This is a genomic window from Bacteroides sp. OM05-12 (assembly GCF_003438995.1).
Classification (GTDB): Bacteria; Bacteroidota; Bacteroidia; order Bacteroidales; family Bacteroidaceae; genus Bacteroides.
In genome coordinates this window covers 133,909-160,677 of the sequence record NZ_QSUN01000007.1, presented here as the reverse complement: position 1 = coordinate 160,677, position 26,769 = coordinate 133,909, and the positions used below count along the sequence as shown (strand labels likewise).

General features: G+C 38.4%; 16 protein-coding genes. 7 read left to right on the top strand and 9 right to left on the bottom strand.

Features of this window, described 5'->3' with window-relative positions; translation table 11 throughout:
* Window positions 1-70 precede the first annotated feature (70 nt).
* Complete coding sequence (locus tag DXB63_RS08560; RefSeq protein WP_122125989.1) at window positions 71-721, bottom strand: hypothetical protein; 651 nt, start codon at window positions 719-721, stop codon at window positions 71-73.
* Window positions 722-945: 224 nt separating this feature from the next.
* On the opposite strand from DXB63_RS08560, the gene DXB63_RS08555 reads away from it, so the two are divergent.
* Window positions 946-2,172 (top strand): 3-phosphoshikimate 1-carboxyvinyltransferase, encoded by a 1,227-nt coding sequence (locus DXB63_RS08555; RefSeq protein ID WP_122125988.1) that lies wholly within the window; start codon window positions 946-948, stop codon window positions 2,170-2,172.
* 144 nt (window positions 2,173-2,316) lie between these two features.
* Here DXB63_RS08555 and DXB63_RS08550 read toward each other — a convergent pair whose 3' ends face one another.
* Together DXB63_RS08550 and DXB63_RS08545 are read right to left on the bottom strand one after the other, a co-directional pair.
* Window positions 2,317-4,185 carry a fimbrillin family protein gene (locus tag DXB63_RS08550; RefSeq protein ID WP_158563659.1) on the bottom strand — a complete coding sequence of 623 codons (1,869 nt, stop codon included), beginning with the start codon at window positions 4,183-4,185 and terminating at the stop codon, window positions 2,317-2,319.
* Between the two features lie 105 nt (window positions 4,186-4,290).
* A complete protein-coding gene (locus tag DXB63_RS08545) occupies window positions 4,291-5,955 on the bottom strand; it encodes a putative transporter (RefSeq protein ID WP_122125986.1) in 1,665 nt (554 codons plus the stop codon).
* 288 nt (window positions 5,956-6,243) lie between these two features.
* Between DXB63_RS08545 and mutA the strand changes: the two genes are divergently transcribed.
* Both mutA and scpA read left to right on the top strand, forming a co-directional pair.
* Window positions 6,244-8,112, top strand: a complete 1,869-nt coding sequence (mutA, locus tag DXB63_RS08540; protein WP_122125985.1) for a methylmalonyl-CoA mutase small subunit — start codon at window positions 6,244-6,246, stop codon at window positions 8,110-8,112.
* A 6-nt stretch (window positions 8,113-8,118) separates the two neighbouring features.
* On the top strand, window positions 8,119-10,263 hold the full coding sequence (scpA, locus tag DXB63_RS08535; protein ID WP_122125984.1) for a methylmalonyl-CoA mutase: 2,145 nt from the start codon (window positions 8,119-8,121) through the stop codon (window positions 10,261-10,263).
* Window positions 10,264-10,325: 62 nt separating this feature from the next.
* Here the strand turns inward: scpA and DXB63_RS08530 are convergent, their stop codons facing one another.
* The 6 genes from DXB63_RS08530 to DXB63_RS08505 form a co-directional block, all read right to left on the bottom strand.
* Window positions 10,326-11,930, bottom strand: coding sequence for an MFS transporter (locus tag DXB63_RS08530; RefSeq protein WP_199604178.1), 1,605 nt, complete (start codon window positions 11,928-11,930; stop codon window positions 10,326-10,328).
* Entirely contained in the window at window positions 11,927-12,994 is a 1,068-nt protein-coding gene (locus DXB63_RS08525) for an HlyD family secretion protein (protein WP_122125983.1), read from the bottom strand. Before DXB63_RS08525 ends, DXB63_RS08530 begins: the two co-directional genes overlap by 4 nt.
* Window positions 12,995-13,010: 16 nt before the next feature.
* Window positions 13,011-14,327: a TolC family protein gene (locus DXB63_RS08520; RefSeq protein ID WP_122125982.1), complete on the bottom strand. Its 1,317-nt coding sequence runs from the start codon at window positions 14,325-14,327 to the stop codon at window positions 13,011-13,013.
* Window positions 14,308-14,751: a MarR family winged helix-turn-helix transcriptional regulator gene (locus DXB63_RS08515; protein WP_122125981.1), complete on the bottom strand. Its 444-nt coding sequence runs from the start codon at window positions 14,749-14,751 to the stop codon at window positions 14,308-14,310. Before DXB63_RS08515 ends, DXB63_RS08520 begins: the two co-directional genes overlap by 20 nt.
* 283 nt (window positions 14,752-15,034) lie before the next feature.
* Window positions 15,035-16,828: a hypothetical protein gene (locus DXB63_RS08510; RefSeq protein ID WP_122125980.1), complete on the bottom strand. Its 1,794-nt coding sequence runs from the start codon at window positions 16,826-16,828 to the stop codon at window positions 15,035-15,037.
* Window positions 16,829-16,832: 4 nt separating this feature from the next.
* Window positions 16,833-17,282, bottom strand: coding sequence for an HU family DNA-binding protein (locus DXB63_RS08505; RefSeq protein ID WP_122125979.1), 450 nt, complete (start codon window positions 17,280-17,282; stop codon window positions 16,833-16,835).
* 355 nt (window positions 17,283-17,637) lie between these two features.
* On the opposite strand from DXB63_RS08505, the gene DXB63_RS08500 reads away from it, so the two are divergent.
* The 4 genes from DXB63_RS08500 to DXB63_RS08485 are packed head-to-tail and all read left to right on the top strand — an operon-like array spanning window position 17,638 to window position 26,557.
* Complete coding sequence (locus DXB63_RS08500) at window positions 17,638-18,792, top strand: T9SS type A sorting domain-containing protein (protein ID WP_147332277.1); 1,155 nt, start codon at window positions 17,638-17,640, stop codon at window positions 18,790-18,792.
* A 5-nt stretch (window positions 18,793-18,797) separates the two neighbouring features.
* Entirely contained in the window at window positions 18,798-21,818 is a 3,021-nt protein-coding gene (locus tag DXB63_RS08495; protein WP_122348141.1) for a hypothetical protein, read from the top strand.
* Window positions 21,799-25,767 carry an RHS repeat domain-containing protein gene (locus tag DXB63_RS08490; RefSeq protein WP_122125976.1) on the top strand — a complete coding sequence of 1,323 codons (3,969 nt, stop codon included), beginning with the start codon at window positions 21,799-21,801 and terminating at the stop codon, window positions 25,765-25,767. Before DXB63_RS08495 ends, DXB63_RS08490 begins: the two co-directional genes overlap by 20 nt.
* A gap of 1 nt (window position 25,768) precedes the next feature.
* Complete coding sequence (locus tag DXB63_RS08485) at window positions 25,769-26,557, top strand: hypothetical protein (protein ID WP_122125975.1); 789 nt, start codon at window positions 25,769-25,771, stop codon at window positions 26,555-26,557.
* The last annotated feature ends 212 nt before the right edge of the window (window positions 26,558-26,769 follow it).

Below are 26,769 nucleotides of genomic sequence, written 5' to 3'. Positions count from 1 at the left end.
TTTGCTACTTATATGATAAAAAAGGTCATTCGGATGAACGAATGACCTTTTTCTTTTTTGGGGATATATTTTATTCTTCTGTAGCTGTAATTGTAGCTTCCGGTTCCGGAACTATTGTTTCTTTATCCGAAGCCTCTACAGTTAATTTTTTGTAGATAACAGCGCTGCATCCTAAATTAATGGCAACATAAGCGAGGGATAATGCAATATTAACTATAATGCCTATTATTGGAATGAGGGCGAATAGGAAAATAAGGATATAGTAAATAATGCATAATACCAAACTAATGAAAAATATAGTCCATTTATAACCATAAGTTGCTTTATTGCTTCTAACTAAACATTCTCCCGGTGCGATGCCTTTATCCAGCATAATATAGATAGCCAGTGACCATCCGATTGCAATAACGTATGCCGGAATTACCATAAAGAGCATAGCAGGAAAAATGGACATCATCATTAAGCCGATGATTGTGAAGAATTCTCCCATGTATTGACGATATTTAGCATCAAAGATAAAAGTCGGAGAGATTACTTTTCCTTTACTCAGAGCTACGGGAATAGTATATATCGCAATTGTAGTTCCTACGTTGATGTAAGGAATCCAGATAGTGAGTATCCATAGCACAATTGCTCCGAGCAGTGATAACGAATTCTTTAATCCTACGCCTATACCTTCTTGGATAACCCCCATTACGGTAATTTTTCTTTCATTTTCCATGTCTTTAGTTTTTTAATTTGAGATTAATAATACAAAATAGGTTTTAAACTATTTCTTTTATCTTGTGACTAGATGAATTTTACAAATTTACACTTTCTATTAATAAATACAAATAAATTTATTAAAAAATATCATTTGAGGTTTCATCTCGCCTTTTCTTCTTTTCTATTTGGCTACAAATAGGATTTATTCTACTTTTGTGGAAACAATCAAAATAACTGTTTATGCAAATTAAGGTTTCTGCTCCGGATGTATTGCATGCCTCGATTGATTTACCCTCTTCAAAGAGTATCAGTAATCGGGTTTTGATTATAAATGCTTTAGCTCAAGGTGAGTTTATTCCTCAAAATCTATCGGATTGTGACGATACGAGTGTAATGATCAAGGCATTGAATTCTGCAGAAAATGTGATGGATATAATGGCGGCGGGTACGGCAATGCGTTTTTTGACTGCTTATTTATCTGTAAGTAGCGGAGATAAGATAATAACTGGGACAAAAAGGATGCAGCAGCGTCCGATACAGATTTTAGTAGATGCTTTGCGAGAGTTGGGAGCAGATATTGAATATATCGGTACGGAAGGTTTTCCGCCATTGCGCATAAAAGGGAGTACATTGTCGGGAGGAGATATAACAATGAAGGGTAGCGTCAGTTCGCAATATATATCTGCGTTGTTGATGATAGCTCCTTTATTGAAAGACGGGTTAAGACTGTGTTTGAGTGGTGAGATTGTATCTAAACCTTATATTAATCTGACATTAAAGCTGATGAAAGATTTTGGAGCGAATGCTGAATGGGTATCGGATAGTTTGATAAATGTGGAGTCAAAATCTTATATCTCACGTCCGTTTGTAGTAGAATCTGATTGGTCGGCTGCATCATACTGGTATCAGATGGTGGCTTTATCACAAAAAGCGGAAGTCGAACTTTTGGGGCTTTTTGCGGATAGTTATCAAGGAGATTGTAAAGTCGCGGAGATTTTTGAGCATTTGGGTGTTACCACCACTTTCACAAAGAAGGGGGTAATACTGAGTAAGACAGCCATAACAGCGAAGACTTTAGACTATGATTTCGTTGAGCAGCCTGATTTGGCACAGACTTTCGTTGTTACTTGTGCTTTATTGGGTATACCATTTCGTTTCTCCGGATTGCAGAGCCTGAAAATAAAGGAGACAGACCGTATTGCCGCTTTGATAAAGGAGATGAGTAAATTAGGCTATTTATTAAAAGAGGAGAATGATTCTGTCTTATATTGGAATAGTGAATATAAGATGCCTGATGTTATTCCTGCAATAGATACTTATGAAGACCATCGGATGGCAATGGCTTTTGCTCCGGCTTGTTTGAAAATGCGTGAAATTAGAATTAATAATCCTCAGGTCGTGTCCAAATCTTATCCGGGATATTGGGAGGATTTAAAGAATGCCGGATTCTGTATCTCTGAAGAATAGATAGAAAATTCCTATAGAACCTATAAAAATCATCATACGGTCCGTTGTCAACAAAGGTACGGTCGATTGATTACAAACGATAGGAGTTTGTAATCAATCGACCGTATGATGTTATGCGTCGAATTATAGTCTTTTTTCTAGTGCCTATTTTCTTATGCAACGGATGCTGTAGCCATTATCTGTTTTTGCTTCTTCTACTATGTTTGAGCTTATTTTTATTCCTCCTGTGGTGTGCCAGAAACAACAAGTTTGACTCTCAAAAGTACCATCCATTCTTCTATAACCTGTTATGTCAATGGAAAATCCCGTTAAATTACTACTTCCACTCCAAGATTTGACAGTAATTAACGCCGGATCATTATTAATATAAGTCTTTAATTTATTCCATTGTTCCAAAGTCGGTATTTCCCATCCGATAGGTGCAATGCTACCGGAAATAGCTGCGTAATTGTAATAAAAGATAGGGTCTTTTTTTCCATAAGCCGGAGTCGACTTGCTAATAGATGTTGTCCATGTTGCATTGTTCTTATCTGTCAAATAGGCGATTGGAGTTCCATCTGTAAATGAAGTTACCACAAGGTTTTCCGTCGTCCAGTATTGACAACCGATTTTTGCAATAGAATATTGTTGTGAATAGCGGTCGTCATCAATAACATCCGGTTCTATGGAAAGAACTTCTAAAGCTGAACTTTCATTGGAGTTTCCGATATTGCCTTCTTTATCAATATATACAGTAGAGGAGGAAGATAATGTGCCTGCGGTGTAACTAAGTGTATTGTTTGTAGTATTCCAAATAACGGTACCACCATGTATTGATGTTGTTAACGGGTTACCATTGTTCCCATCCAAGATTTGTGCCACATATCCTTTTGATAAGTCGGTAATCCCGTTTTTTACAGGATATACTACGATAGCTTGGTTATCTATACCATCAGCTTTTAGGTACTCTCTGCAAATTTCTGCAATCTGAATGTTATTGTTCATTGCTTTGTAAACAGAAGAATTGGAGAAATCCGGTAGTGGAATACGAAAAGCATCGGCAGAAGGAGTAGGGTCATCGTTTCCTTTGTTTTCATTCTCGTTCAAATCACCATTGATACTACTATTGTTCTCCCACTCTGCAATTTCCGTTTCTATTGTACCTTGAGGTGCTGCACGTTTTATGGTCAAAGTATAAGTTTCTATGGTTGAAGGTGCGATGATGTGCTTTTCTCCGAATGTGAAGCTGTAACTTTTGCCTCCTGCATTTACTTCCACAAACAGCTTATCTCCTTCTATCTCTTGGGGTACGACTATTGCCCGTTTCCCTTGCAGCTTTCCGGAGCTGATACTGAACTCTCCTGCAGGTATAATATCAGATACATTTGTTTGTTCAGCAAATGTTCTGCTCTCTATGTCATACACCGCTTGCGTTGCTGCACCTTTAATAGATACAGTCGGATTGGTAGCGGATAACTCTTCTAAGGAGTCAAATCCGGTTCCGGGTAGTAATTCGATACGGATTTCAGCCAGCTTATGTTTGAATACTAAAGGAATAGCATCAATGGTAGGAGAAACAGAAGTTTTTTCAGCTACAAGGAAGTCTGATTTGGAGAAATTATAAGGTGTGCTTTGATCTGTCATTACTTTGCATGAGATTTTAGAAGATCCTGTTCCTACTGCGAGACTTTTATATGGATAATATGCTATGAAATCACACAGATCTTTGGTGGAGGGATAATAAATGATTTCGTCCGGTGTCCATGTATTTTCTTTGTATTTGAATCTCATGTTATCTGTGTGACGCTCTTCGGATAAATGATAAGGCTGTTTTAATACATAAAGTCCGATTTCATCGTTTGCATCAAAGTTCTTGTCGGTAGCTCTTGTCTGAATGTGCGAGGTGCTGTTGATGGCGATAGGGGTAACTTCATTATCGGAAATGTTTTCAATACTGTTTTGCTGACATGAAGTTAGACCTGATAGGAAAAGAAAGAATGAAATGAGTAAGCTGTTTTTTAGTGCTGTTTTCATTTTGTAGTTTTTATTATGAATAAAAAAGTCCCCTGCAATCAACTCCATAGTAATCGGGTGATTGCAGGGGACCTGTTGGGTAAATATATATGTTCTATTTCTACTTTAGCATAGTAGCAAGATTATCATTTGTCCGGTTAAAATACGCAGGAACATGGATAATGGATAAACGGTAGAGTAGCCTACGGCCGGTGCATCGCTTCCTGTTACCTGACTGGAATATGCTAAGGCGGGAGGATCGGTATTGCTTCCGGCAATAAGTCCCATTAACATAAAGTAGTTCGTCTTATAATATAAACGGGCAAACAGACCGACAAGCAATAGCGGGATAACCGTAATAAGGAATCCGACGCCCACATAAAGAAGTCCGTCACCTTCTACTACCGTATGCACAAAGTTGGCTCCGGCCTCTATACCTACACTGGCAAGGAAAAGGACGATACCTATCTCACGCAACATCAGATTGGCACTTTGTGTAGTATAAGTAACCAAGTGCATCCTTGCTCCGAAACGTCCTATTAAAATAGCAACGACTAGTGGACCGCCGGCCAAACCTAGTTTCAATGGAGTAGGCATTCCAGGGAAAGCGATAGGAAGACTTCCAACTAATATTCCTAAGAAGATACCTATAAATATAGTGATAATGTTAGGTTCATTCAAGCGTTTCAATGAATTACCAAGTACACAGGCTACTCGTTCCACTGCCTCTTCCGAACCAACTACCATGACGCGGTCACCTACTTGCAACTCCAGATTATGATTTGCAAATAAGTCCATTCCGGCACGGTTTACGCGGGTTACGTTTACCCCGTACATACTGCGGAAGTTCAGTGCTCCAAGTCTTTTACCGTTAATTTCTGTCTTTGTAACTAATATACGGCGTGAAACTAGCGGAGAGTCTTTTTGTGCAAGATCTATATCAACCTCTTTCCCCAAGAATACACATACGGCTTCTTTATCTTCTTCCGAACAGATAATACGTAATTGATCACCTTCGTTCAATAAGGTTTCTGTTGTGGGACTACTTATCTCACCCTGTTTGCAGATACGTGAACAAACAAACGGACGTCCGAGAAAGCTACCGACACTGCCAAGTGTTTTGCCGAAGATCGCCTCATTATGTACTTCTACATGGAATACGAAAGGAGGATGGTGTGTATCTTCTGTTTGATGGTTCCAATCTTTTTCTTCGTGGTCAAAACTGATTCTGAAGATATAACGGATAGCGATGATAGAACCGATAATACCAATTACCCCCAGCGGATATGCGCATGCATAGCCTAAAGCAATAGGATCACCCGTATAGTCTATCTGTGAAAGAGCCTCTTGTGCAGCTCCGAGTCCCGGCGTGTTTGTTACTGCTCCACAAAGAATACCTACCATCATTGGCAGGCTGATCCTATCTCCCATGATAAAGTAGAGACTTAATGCTACGATAACATTGAGCGCTACGATGAGAAATGCCAGCAAGTTTAATGTCATCCCACCTTTCTTGAAAGAAGAAAAGAAGGAAGGACCTACCTGTAAACCGATACAGAACACAAACAGGATCAATCCGAAGTCACGGATAAAATGAAGAATATGTGTGTCTCCGGTGAAACCGAAATGTCCCATTAAAATACCCACAAAAAGCACGAATGTAACTCCTAGTGAAACTCCGAATACCTTAATCTTTCCAAGCATTACACCTACGGAAATAACAAAGGCATACAAAAATACAATATGGGCTACGGAATCGGGCTTCCATAGTAAATCGAGAATCCAATCCATATCTAAAAAATTAATAATTTTTGAAATCGGGTGCAAAAGTAGTTAAACTATTTTAGTAACCAATGCTTTCCTTGTTTTTATTTTAATCGATTACATAACTGTTGTTTTGATATATGAGCATTGCAATTCTTGATTTTTTGTTCTTTAAATTAACAAAGTGACAGTTTTGTCTGCGAAAAATCCATAAAAACCTATGCCTATTATTAGTTATTAGCTATATTTGCGTGTTTGCAATAGCAAATAAACAAGCAAATTTAATTAATCTTACTTTTATTAATACAATAAACTATGGCAGATAGTAAAGAAAAACTCTTTTCGGATTTTCTTCCGGTTTCCACAGAGAAGTGGATGGAAAAAATCACAGCCGACCTTAAAGGCGCTGATTTCGAAAAGAAACTCGTTTGGAAAACAAACGAAGGATTTAAAGTTAAGCCTTTTTATCGGCAAGAAGATTTGCAAAATCTAAAAACGACAGAAGGTCTTCCCGGTGAATTCCCTTACTTACGAGGGACTAAGAAAGATAATACTTGGTTTGTTCGCCAGGATATTAAAGTAGACAATGCAAAAGATGCTAATGCAAAAGCACTGGACGTTCTGATGAAGGGTGTTGATTCTATCGGTTTCACTATTAAAGCTAAAGATTTAAGTGCCGATTATATTGAAACCTTGTTGAACGAAATCTGTGCTGAATGTGTAGAGTTGAACTTTTCTACTTGCCAAGGCCATACGGTTGAACTGGCAAAACTTTTGGTAGCTTATTACCAAAAGAAAGGTTATGATTTAACCAAGCTTCAGGGATCGGTCAATTATGATCCGATGAATAAAATGATGAAGAAAGGTAAAGACGTTTCTGATTTTGTAGCTACGGCTAAAGAATTGATAGAAACTCTTGCTCCGCTTCCTCTTTATAGATGTATTAATGTAAATGCACTTACGTTGAATAATGCAGGTGCTTATATTTCCCAAGAGTTAGGTTATGCTCTGGCTTGGGGTAATGAGTATTTGGGTAAATTAACGGATGCAGGTCTTTCTGTAGATGAAGTAGCCAAGAGAATTAAATTTAACTTCGGTATCAGTTCCAACTACTTTATGGAAATAGCAAAGTTCCGTGCCGGACGTATGCTATGGGCTGATATTGTAAAGCAATATAATCCTACTTGCGATTGTGCTTGTAAAATGAAGGCTCATGCTGAAACATCTACTTTCAATCTTACATTATTTGATGCTCATGTGAATCTACTGCGTACGCAGACAGAAGCGATGAGCGCTGCTTTAGCCGGAGTTGATTCAATGACGGTTACTCCATTCAATAAAACTTATGAAACTCCGGACGATTTCTCTGAACGTATCGCTCGTAACCAACAACTTCTTTTGAAAGAGGAATCTCATTTCGATAAAGTCGTAGACCCGGCTGCCGGTTCTTATTATATTGAGAATCTGACTGTCGCTATTGCTCAACAGGCATGGAACATATTCCTGAAAGTGGAAGAAGAAGGCGGATTCCTGTCTGCTGTAAAAGAAGGACGTGTTCAAAACGATATCAACGAAAGCGGAAAGGCACGTCATATTGCCGTATCTAAGCGTAAAGAGATTTTGTTGGGAACTAATCAGTATCCTAATTTCAACGAACTGTCGAATGGCAAGCGTCCTGTTGAACAGAAATGTTGCTGTGGAGGTGGTGATAAAGAACAATCTTGTGAAAAGACTATCGAAACGTTGAACTTTGACCGTGCAGCAAGTGAATTTGAAGCATTGCGTTTACAGACGGAAGCATCAGGTAAACGTCCGAAAGCATTCATGCTCACAATTGGTAATTTGGCTATGCGTCAGGCTCGTGCACAGTTCTCTTGTAACTTCTTGGCTTGTGCAGGTTATCAGGTAATTGATAATCTCGGTTTCCCAACAGTGGAAGAGGGAGTTGAAGCCGCGATGAAAGCAGGTGCTGATATTGTAGTACTCTGTTCAAGTGACGATGAATATGCTGAATATGCTGTTCCGGCATTCAAAGCTGTTGGTGATCGTGCTATCTTTATTGTAGCCGGTGCTCCTGAATGTATGGAGGACTTGAAAGCTGCAGGTATCGAACACTTTATCCATGTACGTGTCAATGTACTGGATACTTTAAAAGAATTCAATGCTAAGTTAGGAATAAAGTAAGAAATTATGAAACCAAATTTTAAGAATATAGATATTTATGCCGGATTCAAACCCGTAAACGGGGCTGAATGGCAAAAGGCTAACGGCATTGAAGCAGACTGGAAAACTCCGGAACACATCAATGTGAAGCCTGTTTATACAAAAGAAGACTTGGAAGGTATGGAACATCTGGACTTTGTGGCGGGTATTCCTCCTTATCTTCGTGGTCCGTACTCGGTAATGTATACCCTTCGTCCGTGGACTATTCGTCAGTATGCCGGATTCTCTACAGCCGAAGAATCAAACGCTTTCTATCGTCGTAATCTAGCTTCCGGTCAGAAAGGTTTGTCTGTTGCATTTGACCTTCCTACTCACCGTGGTTATGACCCTGATCACGAGCGTGTGGTAGGTGATGTCGGTAAAGCAGGTGTATCCATCTGTTCATTGGAGAATATGAAAGTTTTATTTGATGGTATTCCATTGAATAAGATGTCTGTATCCATGACTATGAATGGTGCCGTACTTCCGATTATGGCATTCTATATCAATGCAGGATTGGAACAAGGTGCTAAATTGGAAGAGATGGCAGGAACAATTCAGAATGATATTCTGAAAGAGTTCATGGTGCGTAATACTTATATTTATCCGCCTGCATTTTCTATGCGTATTATTTCTGACATCTTTGAATATACATCACAGAAGATGCCTAAGTTCAATTCTATCTCTATCTCCGGTTATCACATGCAGGAAGCAGGTGCTACGGCGGATATCGAATTGGCTTACACATTGGCTGACGGTCTTGAATATCTTCGTGCCGGAGTTGCTGCAGGTATTGACATTGATGCATTTGCACCACGTTTGTCATTCTTCTGGGCCATCGGTATGAATCACTTTATGGAGATTGCCAAGATGCGTGCCGCACGTATGCTTTGGGCGAAGATTGTGAAGCAATTTAATCCGAAGAATCCGAAATCACTGGCTTTGCGTACGCACTCCCAGACTTCAGGATGGTCGTTGACCGAGCAGGATCCGTTCAATAATGTAGGTCGTACTTGTATCGAAGCTATGGCTGCTGCATTGGGACATACACAGTCACTTCACACGAATGCATTGGATGAGGCTATTGCGTTGCCGACAGATTTCTCTGCACGTATCGCACGTAATACTCAGATTTATATTCAGGAAGAAACGAATATTTGTAAGAATGTAGACCCATGGGGAGGTTCTTACTATGTAGAGTCTTTGACAAACGAACTCGCTCATAAAGCCTGGGAATTGATTCAGGAAGTTGAAAAGCTGGGTGGTATGGCGAAAGCTATTGAAACCGGTATTCCAAAGATGCGTATCGAAGAGGCGGCAGCACGTACACAGGCTCGCATCGACTCCGGCGCACAAACAATTGTAGGTACAAATAAGTATCGTTTGGAGAAAGAAGATCCGATTGATATTCTTGAAGTGGATAATACGGCTGTTCGTCTGGAACAGATTGAAAACTTGAAGCGTTTGAAAGAAGGACGTAATGAAGCGGAAGTTCAGAAAGCGTTGGAAGCTATCACTAAGTGCGTAGAGACCAAAGAAGGTAACTTGTTGGAATTGGCGGTAGAAGCTGCAAGAGTTCGCGCTACGTTGGGTGAAATTTCTTATGCTTGCGAAAAGGTTGTAGGACGTTATAAAGCAATAATCAGAACAATATCAGGCGTGTATTCATCAGAAAGTAAAAAAGATGCAGACTTTGTAAGAGCTTGCGAGTTGACCGAGAAGTTTGCGAAGAAAGAAGGTCGCCGTCCTCGTATCATGATTGCCAAGATGGGACAAGACGGACACGACCGTGGTGCTAAAGTTGTGGCAACAGGTTATGCCGATTGTGGTTTCGACGTAGATATGGGACCATTGTTCCAGACTCCGGCAGAGGCTGCTCGCGAAGCTGTTGAGAATGATGTTCATGCAGTTGGTGTATCTTCATTGGCTGCCGGACATAAGACTTTGATTCCGCAGATTCTTGAAGAACTGAAGAAGCTTGGTCGTGAAGACATTATTGTGATTGCAGGAGGTGTTATCCCTGCACAAGATTATGACTTCTTGTACAAAGCCGGTGTAGCTGCCATCTTTGGCCCGGGTACTCCGGTGGCTAAGGCGGCTTGCCAGATACTTGAAATCCTGATGGACGAATAGTAATCTAGTCGTTTAATAATAAATTTAGAGGGATATTCTGCTTTGCGGGATATCCCTTTTTATTATACCATATCGTCTCCTGTTTTGGCAAACGTAACGCTAATCGTTTTATGGAACGGAATGAAACGGGATATGATGGCGATTACCAAAGATATGACGAGTAAATACCCTAGAATCTCTTTTAGTGCCAGCAACAGACTTTGTTGTTGCAGCGTAGAGTAAAGTCCGCTCGTGGCCATTTGTACTGCTTCGGCATATCCATGTCCCTGTGCCTGATAGCGGTTGAGTGCATCCGTATATTTCGAGACGGCCAATGGGTCTGTCATAGTGAAGTGTTCTGATAGTGAGTACATATATTTCTGTTGCAGATGATATAGCAGATTATTGTAAAAAGAGGTTGCCATAATAGGTGAAAGTACGGAGCGGAAGATAATCAGGAAGAACGCATTGGATAGCAGAAACTTCGGATTCAGGTCTTCTACGGCAAACAAAGCGAATGCAATAATCAGCATTAGCATACCCAATCCTCTCAAGAAGATAGGGAAATATAGCATTTCATACGTACTGTCCGGGGAGATACCGAAATAAAGTATAGTGAAGAATAGGACAAAGCATGTCATCCCTCCTGCTATTAGGAAGCGAAAACGCCAGCGTTGCCAACGGAACCACCAGAAACAGATGAATGCACCTAATGCATAACCCGGTAACAAATAGATATAGAGTGAATACGTGTGTGTGGAATCTATTTTGAGAATGCCGGTCATATAGTTGGTCAGTAAACTGGTGGACGTACTGAAAAACATGACCAACATCATATAGAAATAACCGATAATGGCTTTGGGTTGAAACAATGGGGCCAGGCTGACGTATGGTGACCTTGAATGATATTGCAGCCAGATAAAGAAGGCAATAAGCATGGGAGCAAGCATAATGTATAGGCATATACGGGGTGAGGACATCCAGTCGAGTACCTTTCCGTAATTTATCACATACATCAGCATTAACAGCCCTGCGGAGATGAGAAGCATTTCACGGATATGCAGTTCTTTGATCGGTATTTTCTTTATCGGGCGATTATGGCGAAAACAGACTATAACAATCAGGATAGCCAAAAGGATGAGCAGCATCATGAAATAGTACATATGTTTCCAGTTATAGTAATAAGCCAGTTCGGCAGTGATAATCATTGACAGTTGTCCTCCGCCGTACACTAATGGATAAAAATAAGAGTAGAATTCACTACGTACATTCTTCGGACTGAAAATCTTTTGTGCCCGGCGGATAAACCAGAGCATCAGGATTCCTTTGAGAAAGCCGATAATGAAGCTGCAAACAATCAGTATGTCCGCATTTTGGGAACGGGCGCATATCCAACTCAGGAAGAATTGGAATATCATATCTGTCAGTAACAGAGATTTGGTGGAGAAAGCCCCTAATATTTTCGGTATAATCGGATAGGCGATTGCCATACCTGCGGAAGCGGCATAATAGCCCATAGTAATATCTTCCGTATTCGTGCCCAGTGTGTTCGATACTTCGAGCATACTGCCGGTATAGGAGCCATTCAACATGGTTACCGGAAGAATGATAAGGAATATGCTTGCCATACCCAGCCATTCGGGAACCCACTTTCGAACCGGGACTTCCAGCTCTGCCATTGTCATCATCGGCGTAATGCTTCTGTTTCAACCATCATACCTGCCCGAAGATTCTGCATATCTTCCGGCGACACCTCCTCCAAATCAATTCGTACGGGAATCCGTTGCTGTACTTTTACGAAATTTCCTGCCGAGTTATCGGTTGGCACTAACGAATATTTAGAGCCGGTTGCTTCTGAAATAGCTGTCACTTTGCCTTTGAAAGTTTTGTTTGGCAATGCGTCTACCTTGATGAACACTTCTTGTCCGATAAAGATATGGGCAATCTGTGTCTCTTTGTAGTTTGCTGTAATCCATTTATCTTTGTTGCGTACCAGATAAGAAATGGTTTGTCCGGCTTGTACAAACTGTCCCGGTTCAAGCGTGCGGCGTCCCATATATCCTTCGTAAGGTGCTGTCAGTACTGTGTATGAAAGATTGAGATTTGCCAAATCCAAATCCGCTTCTTTCCGGAGGATATTCGCTTCGGCTCCGGTAGTCTTTTGACTGGCTTCGGTGTATTGAGACATAGCTGCGTTTTTTTGTTCTACCAATGCCTGATAACGTGCTTTGGCTGCTTCATAAGTGGCTTTAGCCTGTTCATACTGTTGTGCGGGTACTGATTCTTCTTTCAGTAGACGTTCGAATCGGTAGTAATCCTGCTCCAGCTGCCAGAGCTTGGCTTTTGCTTCGGCAATATTGGCTTCCTGTACGGCAACGTTTGTTTGTGATGTTTTTATACCGGAATGAATTACATTTTGCGATCCCTGTGCATCCAGCAAGGCAGCTTCGGCTTCCTTTACTTTAATCAGGTATTCGCGATTATCCAGAATCAGGAGGGTGTCTCCCGGATGTACATACTGATGCTCTTTGAAACGTACTTCTTTGATATATCCCGAAACCCGTATATTCAGTGGAGCGATATACTGGTCGACGAATGCGTCATTGGTTACTTCATAGTTGATGTAGCGCCGGAAATAGTTGGCGGTAAACCAAAGTCCCGATCCGGCAAGAATAATGCATATCAGGTTCAGGATAATGTTACGCAACCGGTGTTGTTTCAGTATCTTTTGTTTCTTTTTCCATTCACTCATGATAGTATTCAATTAGTCAGAGACGGCCACAAGCCTTCTGAAGTTGATAATAAGTATAAATAACCCGTGTGCGGGCAGTGGTTAGTTGCAGTTCCACGTTTAACCGTACAGAGTTGGCATCGAGTAGATCAGTCAGGATAGCCAGTTGGTTCAGGTAACGGTTCTGCATGATACGGTAGTTTTCCTGTGCCTGGCGTACGGATAGTTTCAATGCTTCCACCCGTTGTAACGCTTCTTGATGGCGGATGTAGGCTGTGCGCACATTGATGCGTATCGTCTGCATTTTCTGTTCTTCTTCATTTCGGCTGAGGTCAACTGCCAATTTACTTTCCTTTATCTTATGATTGTTCTTGTAGATAGAGGATAAGGGATAGGAAACGGATAATCCTATGTTCCAGTTATTATTATACATATCTTCCATTGTACGGGAAATAGGGCGTGCCAGCGTATTTGATGCGTATAATGAAATTGCGGGTAGGGAAGCAGATTTAATCAACCGGACATTATTCTGTGCCAGTTCGGTTTGTTTACGGTGTTGCTTCATCTCCGGTTCATTGGTAAAGGCTTCGGTTACGTAGTCGTCATACGATTCGAGTGCTACTGCCTGATACAGTAAGGTGGTATCCGGAATAAGTAACAGGTTCTCTTCTTGATTTAACAGGATATTCAGTTGTTGTGACACCAATATGATACTATTTTCCGCTTCCTGCAATGACAGACGATCGTTAGTCAGCTGCATTTCACTGCGTAGCACATCATTGTTGGTAATGAGTCCTTCTTGTTTCATTTGCCGTATATCTGATAAACGCCGTTCTGATTCTTCAATGTTTCGTGTGAGCACCTCATATTGTCGGTATAGACTGAACAGACCCAAATATTGCTCCAGCAGGTTCAATTTAACTTTCCCCCGGTCTGTCTGCGTTTGCAGCTCAGCAAGCGCTTGCTCTAATCCTGCTTTCCGAATGTTGTAACGTATTTTACCTCCTTGGTATAAGGGTTGTGTGAAATCTATGGCATAGTTTTGAGACCAGTCCGGCATATCAGGATAAACCGGTTGGGAAAGTCCTTGACGGAATACGACCGGTTGCCCGATGAAACCACCTTTCAATCCTACTTGTAAATCGGGCAGTTGTGCAGAACGGGCTGTGAGAGTTTGCTGATGAGTTGATTGCTCTTTTAATGCATCCGCTTGCAGTAGTAAACTGTGTTGTACTCCCCGTTCAAATAGTTGGTCGACACTCAGAAAGAGAGAGTCCGTCTGGGCTTTCGCTGTATGTATTCCCAATAATAATCCTACTACTATTCCCGTATACTTATATGTTTTCCAAAACATCGTGCATCTCTTTTAATCCTGATAACAGTATTTGTACGCGCTCCAATCCTATCGTGCGTTCTCCTTCTTTATAAACTTCATCGAGAATCGGACGAATCTGTTCTCTGAATTTATCTCCTTCCGGGGTCAGAAATACCAATTTGTTCCGTCGGTCTGCGGGGTCTTCCCTGCGGCATACATATCCTTTCTTCTCCAGATTGTTCATTAAATTCGTGAGACAGGCTTTGTCTTTTGCTGTGCGTTCCGCCAATACTTGTTGGGTTATACCTTGCTCTCGCCATAGGTAGCTTAATATTTGCAGCATTTCAAACGTAATACCCGCATGGTGCTCCTTCAATGTTCGCTGAATACAGCGGCGAAAAGCCATACGCGTACGGAATATCTGCAACTGAAGTTCCCTGAACTCTGCACCTTCCTTTAACATAACTTTATTTTTTACCTTAGCGGGCGCAAAGGTAGGCAATGTTCTTAAATTAGTCAAATGTTTGACTAATTATTAATGGATAAGGGATATGAAAGAACTATGGATTTTACGTCTCTTTATTTATAGTTTTTATACCTCCTGCGAAATTTTTGTCGCGGAGCTCATTATCAACTCTTTATCTTTTAAAAAGCCCCAAATAAGAAAACTTGTGACATTAATCGTCCTTATGAGTGTTGAAAATTTGTCGCGCTTTTTGCAAGGGGGGAAACGATACTGTTTGTTATTATAAGATTTCTTTTATCCGAATGATTCTTCCGTTGTGCCCCCTATATTCCTCAATACGTGCAAACTTTTCTATCTCTTTGGCTGTCATGTGTTTAAGCGGTTCAATATTCAGTTCGTTATAGAAATGGTTCATCATGACTTTTATTTCTGTCGGACTGTATTCTTTACCGGTTTCGAAACGCTTGGCAAATAATGCCTTTGCTTTAGGACTGTTTTTGATGATAATCGTCGGAGCTGCCCCTATCGCTTCGCGGATGGCCTTGTCTTTCAATTCTAAGGTTCTCACATATTCGGCTCCGAAACGGGAGTAGCAACGGTAAAGGTTTTGTTCGCCTTCCGAATTCAATAGTCCTTGCAGTAATTGGTGGTGACGGGCTTGCATTTTCTTATCTTTGTTTGTTTTAAGATAAGCTATTTGCTCGAATTTACGGAGCAACCATTCATATTTCGTTTTTAGAGATACGATTCGTTGAATGGCCAGACGTTCGTCATCACTGATATCAAAGTTTTTTTCTTCATAATTAATCAGGAAATAATCTGCTTTCTGATAAGCTTCCAATAACAGGTTTATATCCGTATATAATTTGCGCACTGCTTGTTCTTCATAATAGTTGGCAATGAGGAAAGAATCGATCAGAGCGTTTTCATCCAAAAAACGGGTGTAACTGTTGTTGCTTATCGCTTCCCTCAGCAATGTGCGCTTGCCGTCATTATGGGATGTTTTCAACTCCTGAACCCATTGTTTGTAGAGTTCTCCCGCACCTTGCAGCCAATTATCGGTTTCTTCTTTCTCCTGATATTCCAGATTTGGGTCGATGGTCGTAATATGAGTCAGGCTGCGTACCCCGTTTCGGAAACGTCCTGCTATTTGTATCGCTTCGGTTTTGGGGTCTATGGTGGATTGTGTTGCTCCATGCAAATCGGATATGATAACTACGTGAGGAGGTTCACATTCTATATCTACGGCAGAAAAGAAACGCGACGTGAAGAAATTATGCCGTCCCGGTTCTGAAATAAATACGGACTTGTCCCGCCGTTTTCCTGCGTAAAGTTTCTCGATACCATCTTTACTGCAATAAGTACAACTATCCTGTAAACGGGGAATCAGCCTGAAAAAGGAGTTGATGGAATCAATGCTGTTGCAGAATATGCAGACCTTCTGCCGTTTGTTTGTCAGGAGTTCCGACAAGGCTAATGTAATATTATTCGTCTGTATGATGTTCAATGGTAACCTGTATTCATATTCGGGCTTAATCAACACTTTTGTGAAGTGGCGGAAACGGATGTCGTTCGCGATAATTGGCGTGGCAGAGATCATAGCTTTACTGTCAAAGCGAAAGAAATCGTCGATTGGTAACTTAATGCTGTTGCGGAAATCGACATCCTGAACCAGCTTTTCGCATTCGTCGAATAGCATGAAACAATCCTTGTACATATTTATCTCCAACTTTTCCATCGCTTCTTTTATCTTGAAGAAGCTCTCAGGAGTAGTCAGCAGTTTGTAGTTTGTATTTCCGTACTCTTCCAGAAAATGCATGATTTTGGTAACGGTTACTCCCTGCATCACAGCGAGGCAATGTTCATGTTTCCGTGATTTGTTTTCTATGACCGGCACATTCGGTTCGATAATAATAGATTTTCGGGGGGAAGTCAGTTCAAAATGAGTGGCACCGATGCCCGGAATCCGTTTGTTGATAATACAGTTGTTGGGAATGAATTTCATTCCTGCACGTAGCAGTGCATCGCTCAGATGTTCATTCCGGCGAATAGGGTAGATTCTGTCGTATTGCATGTTTTTAATATTTTCTGGTACCGTGTTTGACCGGGTTAAACTTTTCAAATCCGGCCTCATCGATTTCGTTTTTGAGTTGTCTGTCAGCTTTGAATACCACATTCTTTATCTCCAGTGAATTGGCCCGTGACGTTTCGTCAAGATTACTTTCCGTGTGTTTCTTGAATTGTGCATTGACCGAGAAAGAGCCGAATCCTTTAATATGCACTATTTCTCCGTCTTTTAATACATCTTTTATACTTTCTAGCATCACTCCGATAATGGTATGTGCTTCCGAAGAAAAACGGGGATACTTCCGGCTGATTCGTTCGGCAAGCTCATCCCGTCCCACAGTCTTATTGCTGAGCAATATCGGTCTGACCGTTGCCTTCTTCTTACCTTCTTTGTCAACACACACGAAATCTTCTTCACTGATATTATCAGCGATTTTTGCAAACTTAAATTTTATTGCCATATTAATTGTTTATATGTAAAATGCCCTACGTCTTCTCTTCGGACACCCTACATCTTTCATCCTGATACAGTAGGTCTTTTGTTTTGGAGGTACTGAAGAAATTCTTTAGTCGTTAAGTGCAAAGATACTACTTTTCGGGGAGAATATGGATAATACTTTAGATGTTTATTTCGAAAGGGACTTTATTCAAAAAAAATATCAAAAATTTAATTATAATATAAATATTTTTTTATAAATTTGCAAGGTAAGGCTTGAAGCTGGGAATCTCTCGAATCCGTTCCGTGCTTGATACGGTAATGAAATGATGGTGATATATTGGATGTAGATTAATTATAAACTAACTATTTTAATTATCATGAAGAAAATATTGAACTGTCTAGGTTTGGCGATATTTGTACCTGTTGGCCTTTATGCCCAGCCTAATCTCACAAAAAGCTGCAATTTGATGCGTCATGGAGACCATCTGATAAAGCAACAAGTTGAGTACAAAACTCCCGGACGGGAGGGGGAACATGTTTTATGGGATTTTAGCCAACAAAAGCCCATTAATGAGAATTACGGATTGACTTATTATAAGTATGATGATTCTTTAATTACCAGACAGGAACATCAAACTCTGTATAAATACTTGCTTAAAGGTGATTCACTATTTTCTTGCGGTTTTGAAAATCAAACTACTTTGATCCGTTATGCCAAACCCGAACTCCAATTGGTATATCCCATGTTATATGGCAATCGGCATGAAGATTATTTTTATGGAAATGGAGATTACTGCAATCATTTGTTTATTTCTACCGGCGGTAAATCTGTAATTCAAGCGGACGCATACGGAGTTATATTGTTACCTTCGGGAGATACTTTGCGCCATGTATTAAGGACTCATCAGATTCAAAAGTTTATACAGCGTACGGTTCCTTATCGGTTAGTGGAAGCAAGTGATACTGTTTTTTATACGGATAGTATCGATTATCATTTGGCAAACGATACTGCGTATATGCAATTGGACACTTACCGTTGGTATGCGGACGGATACCGTTATCCTATATTTGAAACCATACAAAGTACTGCTTATACCCGTCAGAAACCATATCCAATCTCCAATACTGCTTTCTATTATACCCCCGACGACCAATATTATGATTTAGAGAATGATCCGGAAAATCAGGCAAAGCGTGAAGAAGAAGCGGCAAGGCAAGAGGCGTTGAATTATGCTCAAACGGATAAAAACAAAGATGATACGGCAACAGATGATTCTAATCCGATTGATTATAATGCATATCTGACGGATAATGGTAATTCTATAATATTAGAGTATTCCTTGAATAAAGAAGCAGATATCAGCATCATGCTTTTTGATATGCAAAGCCGGCAGCTCTCTAACGAACATAGAGGTAAACAACCGGAAGGCTTTTATCAGGCAAATATCCCTTTATACGGTTTCCAACCGGGAGAGTATACGTTAAGAATTGTAGTCGACAATAAAATATTCGGAGTAAAAATTATAAAATAAAACCTATGAAGACAAAACATCGCCGGGTAAAAGTATTTTTTATTCTTTTGCTCATCATAAACACATACCAATTGTTTGCGCAATTTGAACATCCGTTGTATAATTTCCCAAGTCCGGAAGCCAATCAGCAATGCACGTACGGAAAGATTCCGACAGTGCCTTTTACCGGAGTAGCCAATATCTCCATTCCTATTTACGAATTGAAATTGAGGAATATTTCTGTTCCGGTACAATTGTCTTATCATACATCCAATGTGAAACCAAACCTCCATCCCGGTTGGGTGGGGTTGGGCTGGACGCTTTCTGCCGGAGGATGCATTACCCGTACGGTTAATTGTCTTGCAGATGAACAAGAAGATGATAAAGGTAATAGATTAGGCTTTTTCGGTCATTATTCGGAATTGGATCGTGACGATTGGTATAGTAAATCTCGGATTGACCATTATATCGAAATTAATGACGGAAGTTATGATCTCTATGATCTGATGCCGGATGAATTTAATTTCAACTTTTGTGGCTATTCAGGTTCTTTTTATATGGATCATAAAGGGCAGTTTGTTGTCCATTCTTCTTCTGATATAAAAGTGGAATTTAATAAAAGGTTGGATTGTATTTCAATATTTGATACAAGAGATAAAATCAGTAGTAAAGTGAAAGATATCAATGGCAATGACGGTAACCGGACAAACAGAACTTTAATTAATAAGATAACATTGGTTACTCCGGATGGCATCAGGTATGAATTCGGAGGAATAAATGCGACAGAATATAGCATTCCCTATTTTAATCAAAAGGATGGCTATTTATATGCTACCAGTTGGTTTCTTACCCGGATTGTCTCACCGGAAGGAGATTACGTTGATTTCACTTATGAACCGGGTGATCCAATAGGAGAAGCTAAACCTGTTTATTCCGAAGTGATGAAAGGAGATAATTCTACGATGTCGGCAGCATTAAGTAAATATGACAGGGAGTGTTGCGATGCTCAAATTATTTTTCCGGTATATCTCGCTCAAATAAAGTCGGAAACAGGAACTACTATTGATTTTAAGTCAAGGGCACGTACTGATTTGGGATATACGGAATCTATATTTGATTTTTCGGATTTGTTTTATTCTTATTCTACTTCTATATATAGTGATTTTAATGATGCAGGTAGGTTCAATCTGTTTGTTGAGTCGGGAAAAGATTTTAAATGGAGAGCTTTAAGTAATATTACTGTGAATGATGATAGGGAAAAAAGTATTACGACATTTACTTATTATGAGAACTATTCTCATCGTTTTCTTCTAACAGAGATGGAAAAGAGGACGACTAAAATACCTTTGTTTTATGAAAAATATGAGAAATTAATTTATCAATTTAGTTATTATGTAGATAAGGATTACTCTCCTGATAAATGTTTACCGAATAGGTATTATACAGACAGGGATGATCACTGGGGCTTTTATACTGGTACTCATAATGAACCTGAACGAATAACATCTGCGGATTATTATAATCTAAAAAGCCCGTCGATTATAGCTGACACTCAGGCTGAATTATTAAGAAATATTGTTTATCCTACCGGTGGAAAAAGCGAATTTATTTATGATAGAAATGATTATATTAAATATGTGACGGATGAGAATGAGCTAAAAGTTTCAACATATGATATAGCGGGCGGTTTTCGGATAAAAGCGATTGTCAATTACAATAGGGATAATACTTTAAATAATAAGATTCAATATTATTATGTGAACTCTATTTCTGATACAGCTAAATATGGATGTAGTAGTGGCATTTTGGCACAGAAGCCTAAATATATATATAAATTTAAGTATGAAGATGATGATTATCAAATATTTTCTTCCGGTGGAATGGGGCATACTCTTTATAATATTAACGGGGCTCCTATAGGATATTCCAATGTAATTGAAGTCGCTTTTGATAGTAAGGGCAAGGCGTCAGGATATAAAAAATACACTTATAGTAATTTTGATTCCGATTTATGGAATGAAACTCACTTGAATGAGATGCCTCTTTATTTTACAACGTCGTTTCCGGATCATAGGCTTGCCCGATATTCGGAAAGGGCAAATGAACGGGGATTGTTACAATCAGAAGAATTCTATTCGAATAGTGGAAAACTTAAAAAGGCGATTCAATATAAATACCATAAAAATAATGAAGCTTATATACGATCACTTCAATTTAATAAATTATATCTAGGTAGTAGAGTTATGGATTTTGACAGAGTATTGAAATATATATCGGCATATAAGATATATATAACTCCATGTCTGTTGTCAGAGAAGATTGAAATTATGCATGGAGATAATCAGTCATATTCGTCATCTATTAAAACAACTCAATATTATGATGATCAATACCTTTTAACCAAAACTTGTACGGATTTATCAAATGGGAAGCAACTTATTACAACCTATACCCATCCATATAACTATTTAGATGATGACATTTGTCTTTATATGTACCAAAAACATATCTTGACCCCTGTTATAGAGAAAAGGACAGTAATAAGAAAGAATGGACAAGATTTATTTCTCAGTAAAGAGAAATATGGTTATCGGGCTAACAATGGTGTCCCTTATGTTTATACATTAAAAACAGCACATAAAGAAGAATCAAATGAAATAGAAGAATATCGCTGTGAAGCAACTGATAAGAAAGGGAATCCGGTTGATGTTTTTATGAAAGGAAAGCCGGAATATATTTATCTATGGAATAATTGCTATACAAGTCCGACCGCATTGATAAAAGGTGCTACTTATAGCGAGGTTATGTCAGCAATAAGTAATGGAGATGCGATAGATAATCTTCAACTGGAAAGTATATTATATTCAAAGTTACCCAATGCGCAAATTTCTTTTTTTAAATATTATTCTGATAAGAAAAAAACGTATGAAACAACTTTCAGACAAACAAGTGTTTCCTACGGATATAATTTACAGGGACTACTTAAAACGGTCTTAAATAATGGTAAAATTATAAAGGAATACGAATATGGATACAAAATCTATTAAATATATAAATACATTCTATCTACTGATATTATTGATATGTAGTAATAATATTTATGCGAATATTGCTGAGGTGTCGGGAAGCTCATTAAATAATTCCATAATGGTAGATATTAATAATGGATATAATGGTAAAATTATGCTTTCTAATCAAAGTGATAATTTTAACCATAATGGAATAGCGGATACTTATTTTAAAATAGACAGTGATGAGAACTTTTATTTTTCAATAGAAATATCAGCTAATAAAGAGGATCAAATACATATATTGTGGGAGAAATATGGTGTAGAAGATGTGACTGACGAATTTGTTTTTAATCATAGTCAATCCGGTATAAAAGCTGAAATAGAAATGCCTGGTAAAATCTATATTATTTGTGAAAGTAATGGGAGAGTTGAAACGGATGGGAATAAATACATGTTTGCAAATATTGATATAATTGCACATGCTGCGAGCAAAGAAGTAGCAGATTTTACATTACCGAGTGGAAATTTTCGTAGAGAGATTGCACCTAGAATTGCGATAGACAACCGGCAAAATAACTATATTAAATTCATGGATGAAGACAAATTCATGGAGACAATAGAATATACTGATGACTTTGGACATCCCATTCAGAGAATAGAGAAATTTGCGGGAGGAAATGAAGAACATCTTGTTTATCAGACAGAGTATGACGGATATGAAAGGGTAACTACAGCATGGTTACCGGTTGCTACATCTTCGTATGTACAAGCTATGATTTCTCCGGAAGAAGTGAAACAGGGAGCACGTAGTCAGTATTCGGACAATATGCCTTATAACAGCACTGCCTATGATGGTGCAATGAACAGAGTTCTGAAACAGTGTGGAGCCGGAAGTGCATGGAACGGAAGAGGTGTGCAGACGTTTTATTATGTGAATACCGGTACGGGAAGCTTATCGTGTGCAAAATATGAATTGTTGGGTAAACAGTTAATTCGTAAAGGTTTGTACGACACGGGAGATTTGGTCGTGGTCAGAACGATTGATGAGGATGGGCACAGCCGTTATGATTTTTCCGATAAGGAAGGTCATACGGTTCTAAGTCGTCAGATAAACGGAGGCAATTATGATACTTATTATGTTTATGATGATTATGGTGATCTGCGCTATGTTTTGCCTCCTTTGGCTGCGGATCAGTTAAATAGTAATAACGTAGCGTACAATATTGACAATACGCAGGCGTTAATAGATTATGCCTATTATTATGAGTATGACAATTACGGCAACTGTACCATGAAAAAGAAACCCGGAGCGGAAAAAGAGTTGTTTTTCTATGACAAGGATCATCGTTTGATTCTCAGTCAGAATGGCGTGCAGCGTTTTACTAAGCATTATACCTTTTATCTATATGACATTTACGGTCGGGAAGTGGTGAGAGGCACCTGTAAGTGTGCAGCATATGATAATATAAAAAACCGTTCGATTGTCGCCACTTTTACGGGAGATGAAACTTCCTCCATTCTGGAAAGCGGTTATGCTGTCATAGATTTTCCTTTTGACAGTGGTTCGCTTCTTTTGGAGAATATCAATTATTATGACAATTATTCTTTTTTGACTATGGCGGGTTTCAGGGATGGCGATTATTCTTATAAGGGGTTATATGATTTTGATAATTTATATATGCATCCTACCAATGACAAGCTGTCGGCAAAAGGTTTACTGACGGGTTCTATAACTGGTCGTTATCAGACTTCAAATTCTTTTATGGAGGCTATCGATACTAGTATTCCCCAACGATTTTATAAAGTGTTTTATTATAGTGAAGACGCCCAAGTCATTCAGAGCATTGCTTCCAATCATCTGTTCGGGTTTGAGAAAGATTATTTTAAATATTCTTTTACGGGAAAACTTTTGAAGCACCGCCATGAACATAGCGCTAAAGATAAGGATGCCATTGTTGAGCTTTATACCTATACATACGACCGGACAGACCGTTTGGTGAATACTTATCATTCTTTTAATAATTCCACTCCTGTACTACTGTCTTCTTTATCTTATGATGCAACCGGACGTTTAAAGAGTAAGAGCCTGAATGATGAGAAAATTCCGATCACTTATTCTTATAATATTCGTAATTGGCTAACCGACATTCAAAGTCATACGTTTTATCAGACTCTTTATTATAATGCCTCTCTCTCCGGCGGTGTTCCCTGCTATAATGGAAACATCAGTGCTGCTCAATGGGGGTATTCGTCTGGTGATAATAGAATTAGTAAATATACTTATGATTCCTTAGACCGCTTGATTCGTTCTTCTTATACTGAACCTAGAATCTCCGACACGACTTCTGTTGATAAAAGACCGAATTTCAGTGAGGAGTTTATCTATGACAAACATGGAAATGTAACGGGCATAACCAATTATGGGATTATAGGAGAACATTTTCATCTGTCAACAAGAGGAATAGGTATAATAGAATTACGAGATTATTCATATGGAATTGTAAATCAATTGAACTTATCCTATTCAGGGAATCAACTTAAAAAAGTAACCAATGATATATCTTTGAACTCTTTACCTAAAGGTACTTTCTATTTTACGGATGAAGCCGATAAAGAAAATGAGTACAGTTATGACAGGAATGGTAATACCACCTCAGATTTAAATAAAAAGATAACTAGTATTAGTTATACCAATAAGAATTTGCCTCATAAAATAGAATTGAGTTCTGGTGAATCTCATACTTATCGTTATGATGCATCAGGTCGTAAGCTCCGATTGACGCATGCTTATACAGAGATTCCTATTTTTCATCCGGTATTCAATGGTATATCCCGGCTTGATACATTAAAGCCTATCCAAACTAAAGTTTTAGATGAAACGGATTACTGTGGTAATATCATTTATGAAAACGGCAAACTTAGTAAAATTCTGACGGATGAAGGTTTTGTATCTTTTGTAAACAATACTCCTATTTATTACTTTTATATAAAAGATCATCAGGGCAATAACCGCCTTCTAACCAAATCGAATGTCTTTTATACTAAAAATTATGATTATTATGCTTTTGGTGGTATTCATAATAATAACGGTGAATCGCAAGATGCTTCTTCTATCGGTCCCATAAAACCCACAGCGACTATTTCTCAAAATTATCTCTTCGGTGGCAAGGAGATTGACCGTATGAACGGCTTGGACTGGTATGATTTCGGTGCTCGTGCGCAAGATCCTCTTTTGGGACGGTTTATGAGTATCGACCCGTTATGTGAGAAATATTATTCGATAAGTCCTTATGTTTATTGTAATAATAATCCGATAAATTTGATTGATCCTAATGGAATGGATTGGTATCGTAATAATAAAACTTTATATTATACATGGTATGATGGGAATGAGGAACGTGAGGGGTTTACTTATATTGGTGATAAAGGCTCTGCCTTAGGGGAATTTGAATCTATTATAGATGATCTATTAGTTAATAATTTTAAGGTAGGAAGTATGTATAGTGACGGCTTTACTTTTGACATCGTAAATAATAATAAAGGGGCGCTAATTGGATCAGGAAAGAGTGATTGGGATTTTTTTGATGAATTTGTAAATGGTACTGGTCCTGAGTTTTCTGTATTTTTGTCTGATCACCCTTATACACAAGTAATGAAAAAAGATAAAGCAGTAATTGAGGCGCAACAAAATATTATAAATAATAGAACTGATGTACCAGGGCAAATAACGGCTTGGAAAGGTGAATGGGGCTTATGGGATGCATTAACTACGCTATCTATGGCAAAACAGTTTATTGGTAGTTATAGATATGATGCATTTACAAGTAAAAACAAAAGGTTTCTAAATAATGTAATTAGCGATAGTAAAAGTATGAGTTCATTCTTTTATCATATTTCAAATAGCTTAAATAAACGAAGATATGAGCAAAAAATAATGGGAACAACTTATCAATTTTATATTTGGCAGTCTCTTAAAAATAAATAATATGAAAATGAGATTTCACTTATATGTATTGATAATAAGTCTATTTGTAACTTCATGTGATTCATATTTCGAAGAATTGGAAGGGATAGATTATAGTATAGGCTGGATTAATATGCCAGAATTAACAACTTTGTACTATAATTACCCTGATGGAAGTGGTAGTGTTGGACTTATGGAGGGTTTCATAACCGATGTTTATTGGAATAAAAAATATATTATAGCAAAACAATGTAATGTGCATTGCGATAGCATATTAGGCTATTATGTTATAGAATTATTGCCTCCTGTGGAGAAAGGAGTCCCTTGGAAAAAAAGTGGTCCTTTATCAGAAAAAGAATATGAAAAAACAAAGCAAAATCTATTTCTCAATGAATTTGAGCATATAAATATAATTTATAGCTACACGAAAGATATTGTATATAAAGACTTGCTTATAATAAATATAACTCCTGTTTTGGTTTTGCTTTTGCTTAAATTACGTCATAAAAGAAATGCGTGGTTATCTTTAAGAAAGAGTCTTATTTTTGATATAATCTTATTTGTTGTGTTCCTATTTATTTATATATTAATGGGCAATTGGATTTTGGCTGTCAAGTTTCTGTTGTGTGGTCAAATTTTATTATTTCCTATTACGGGATTCATACTTTTTTTCTTGAGTTTGGATATAAACTGGATAAAAAATAATAAAGAGCGTATATTTCCTATTTTTATTAAGTTTTTATGTCTCATATTGTTGGGCTTGTTTATTTATTTTATAATAGAATGCATATTTATTAGAGGAGAAATATAACTCTATTGGAAATGTTTTCAACCTTTGATTTTGGACGTTGAATTGTGATAATTAATCATGTTAATAGTTTGATCCTACTAATGAAGAATAAATGTTGTCTTAGGAATATATTAAATATAATTATAATGTTGTGTATGTATTTTATGGATTGCTTTAAAGTAGAATTAAAAAATGACTCTTGAATATGAACCGTAAGAAAAATCAAGAATAAT

Bases quoted from the DNA above. Each gene is read 5' to 3' on its own strand.
- DXB63_RS08520 (WP_122125982.1), bottom strand. From the start codon at position 14,327: ATGTTTTGGAAAACATATAAGTATACGGGAATAGTAGTAGGATTATTA.
- mutA (WP_122125985.1), top strand. From the start codon at position 6,244: ATGGCAGATAGTAAAGAAAAACTCTTTTCGGATTTTCTTCCGGTTTCC.
- DXB63_RS08495 (WP_122348141.1), top strand. From the start codon at position 18,798: ATGAAGACAAAACATCGCCGGGTAAAAGTATTTTTTATTCTTTTGCTC.
- DXB63_RS08545 (WP_122125986.1), bottom strand. From the start codon at position 5,955: ATGGATTGGATTCTCGATTTACTATGGAAGCCCGATTCCGTAGCCCAT.
- DXB63_RS08485 (WP_122125975.1), top strand. From the start codon at position 25,769: ATGAAAATGAGATTTCACTTATATGTATTGATAATAAGTCTATTTGTA.
- DXB63_RS08515 (WP_122125981.1), bottom strand. From the start codon at position 14,751: ATGTTAAAGGAAGGTGCAGAGTTCAGGGAACTTCAGTTGCAGATATTC.
- DXB63_RS08490 (WP_122125976.1), top strand. From the start codon at position 21,799: ATGGATACAAAATCTATTAAATATATAAATACATTCTATCTACTGATA.
- DXB63_RS08525 (WP_122125983.1), bottom strand. From the start codon at position 12,994: ATGAGTGAATGGAAAAAGAAACAAAAGATACTGAAACAACACCGGTTG.
- DXB63_RS08530 (WP_199604178.1), bottom strand. From the start codon at position 11,930: ATGATGACAATGGCAGAGCTGGAAGTCCCGGTTCGAAAGTGGGTTCCC.
- DXB63_RS08550 (WP_158563659.1), bottom strand. From the start codon at position 4,185: ATGAAAACAGCACTAAAAAACAGCTTACTCATTTCATTCTTTCTTTTC.
- DXB63_RS08560 (WP_122125989.1), bottom strand. From the start codon at position 721: ATGGAAAATGAAAGAAAAATTACCGTAATGGGGGTTATCCAAGAAGGT.
- DXB63_RS08510 (WP_122125980.1), bottom strand. From the start codon at position 16,828: ATGCAATACGACAGAATCTACCCTATTCGCCGGAATGAACATCTGAGC.
- scpA (WP_122125984.1), top strand. From the start codon at position 8,119: ATGAAACCAAATTTTAAGAATATAGATATTTATGCCGGATTCAAACCC.
- DXB63_RS08505 (WP_122125979.1), bottom strand. From the start codon at position 17,282: ATGGCAATAAAATTTAAGTTTGCAAAAATCGCTGATAATATCAGTGAA.
- DXB63_RS08500 (WP_147332277.1), top strand. From the start codon at position 17,638: ATGAAGAAAATATTGAACTGTCTAGGTTTGGCGATATTTGTACCTGTT.
- DXB63_RS08555 (WP_122125988.1), top strand. From the start codon at position 946: ATGCAAATTAAGGTTTCTGCTCCGGATGTATTGCATGCCTCGATTGAT.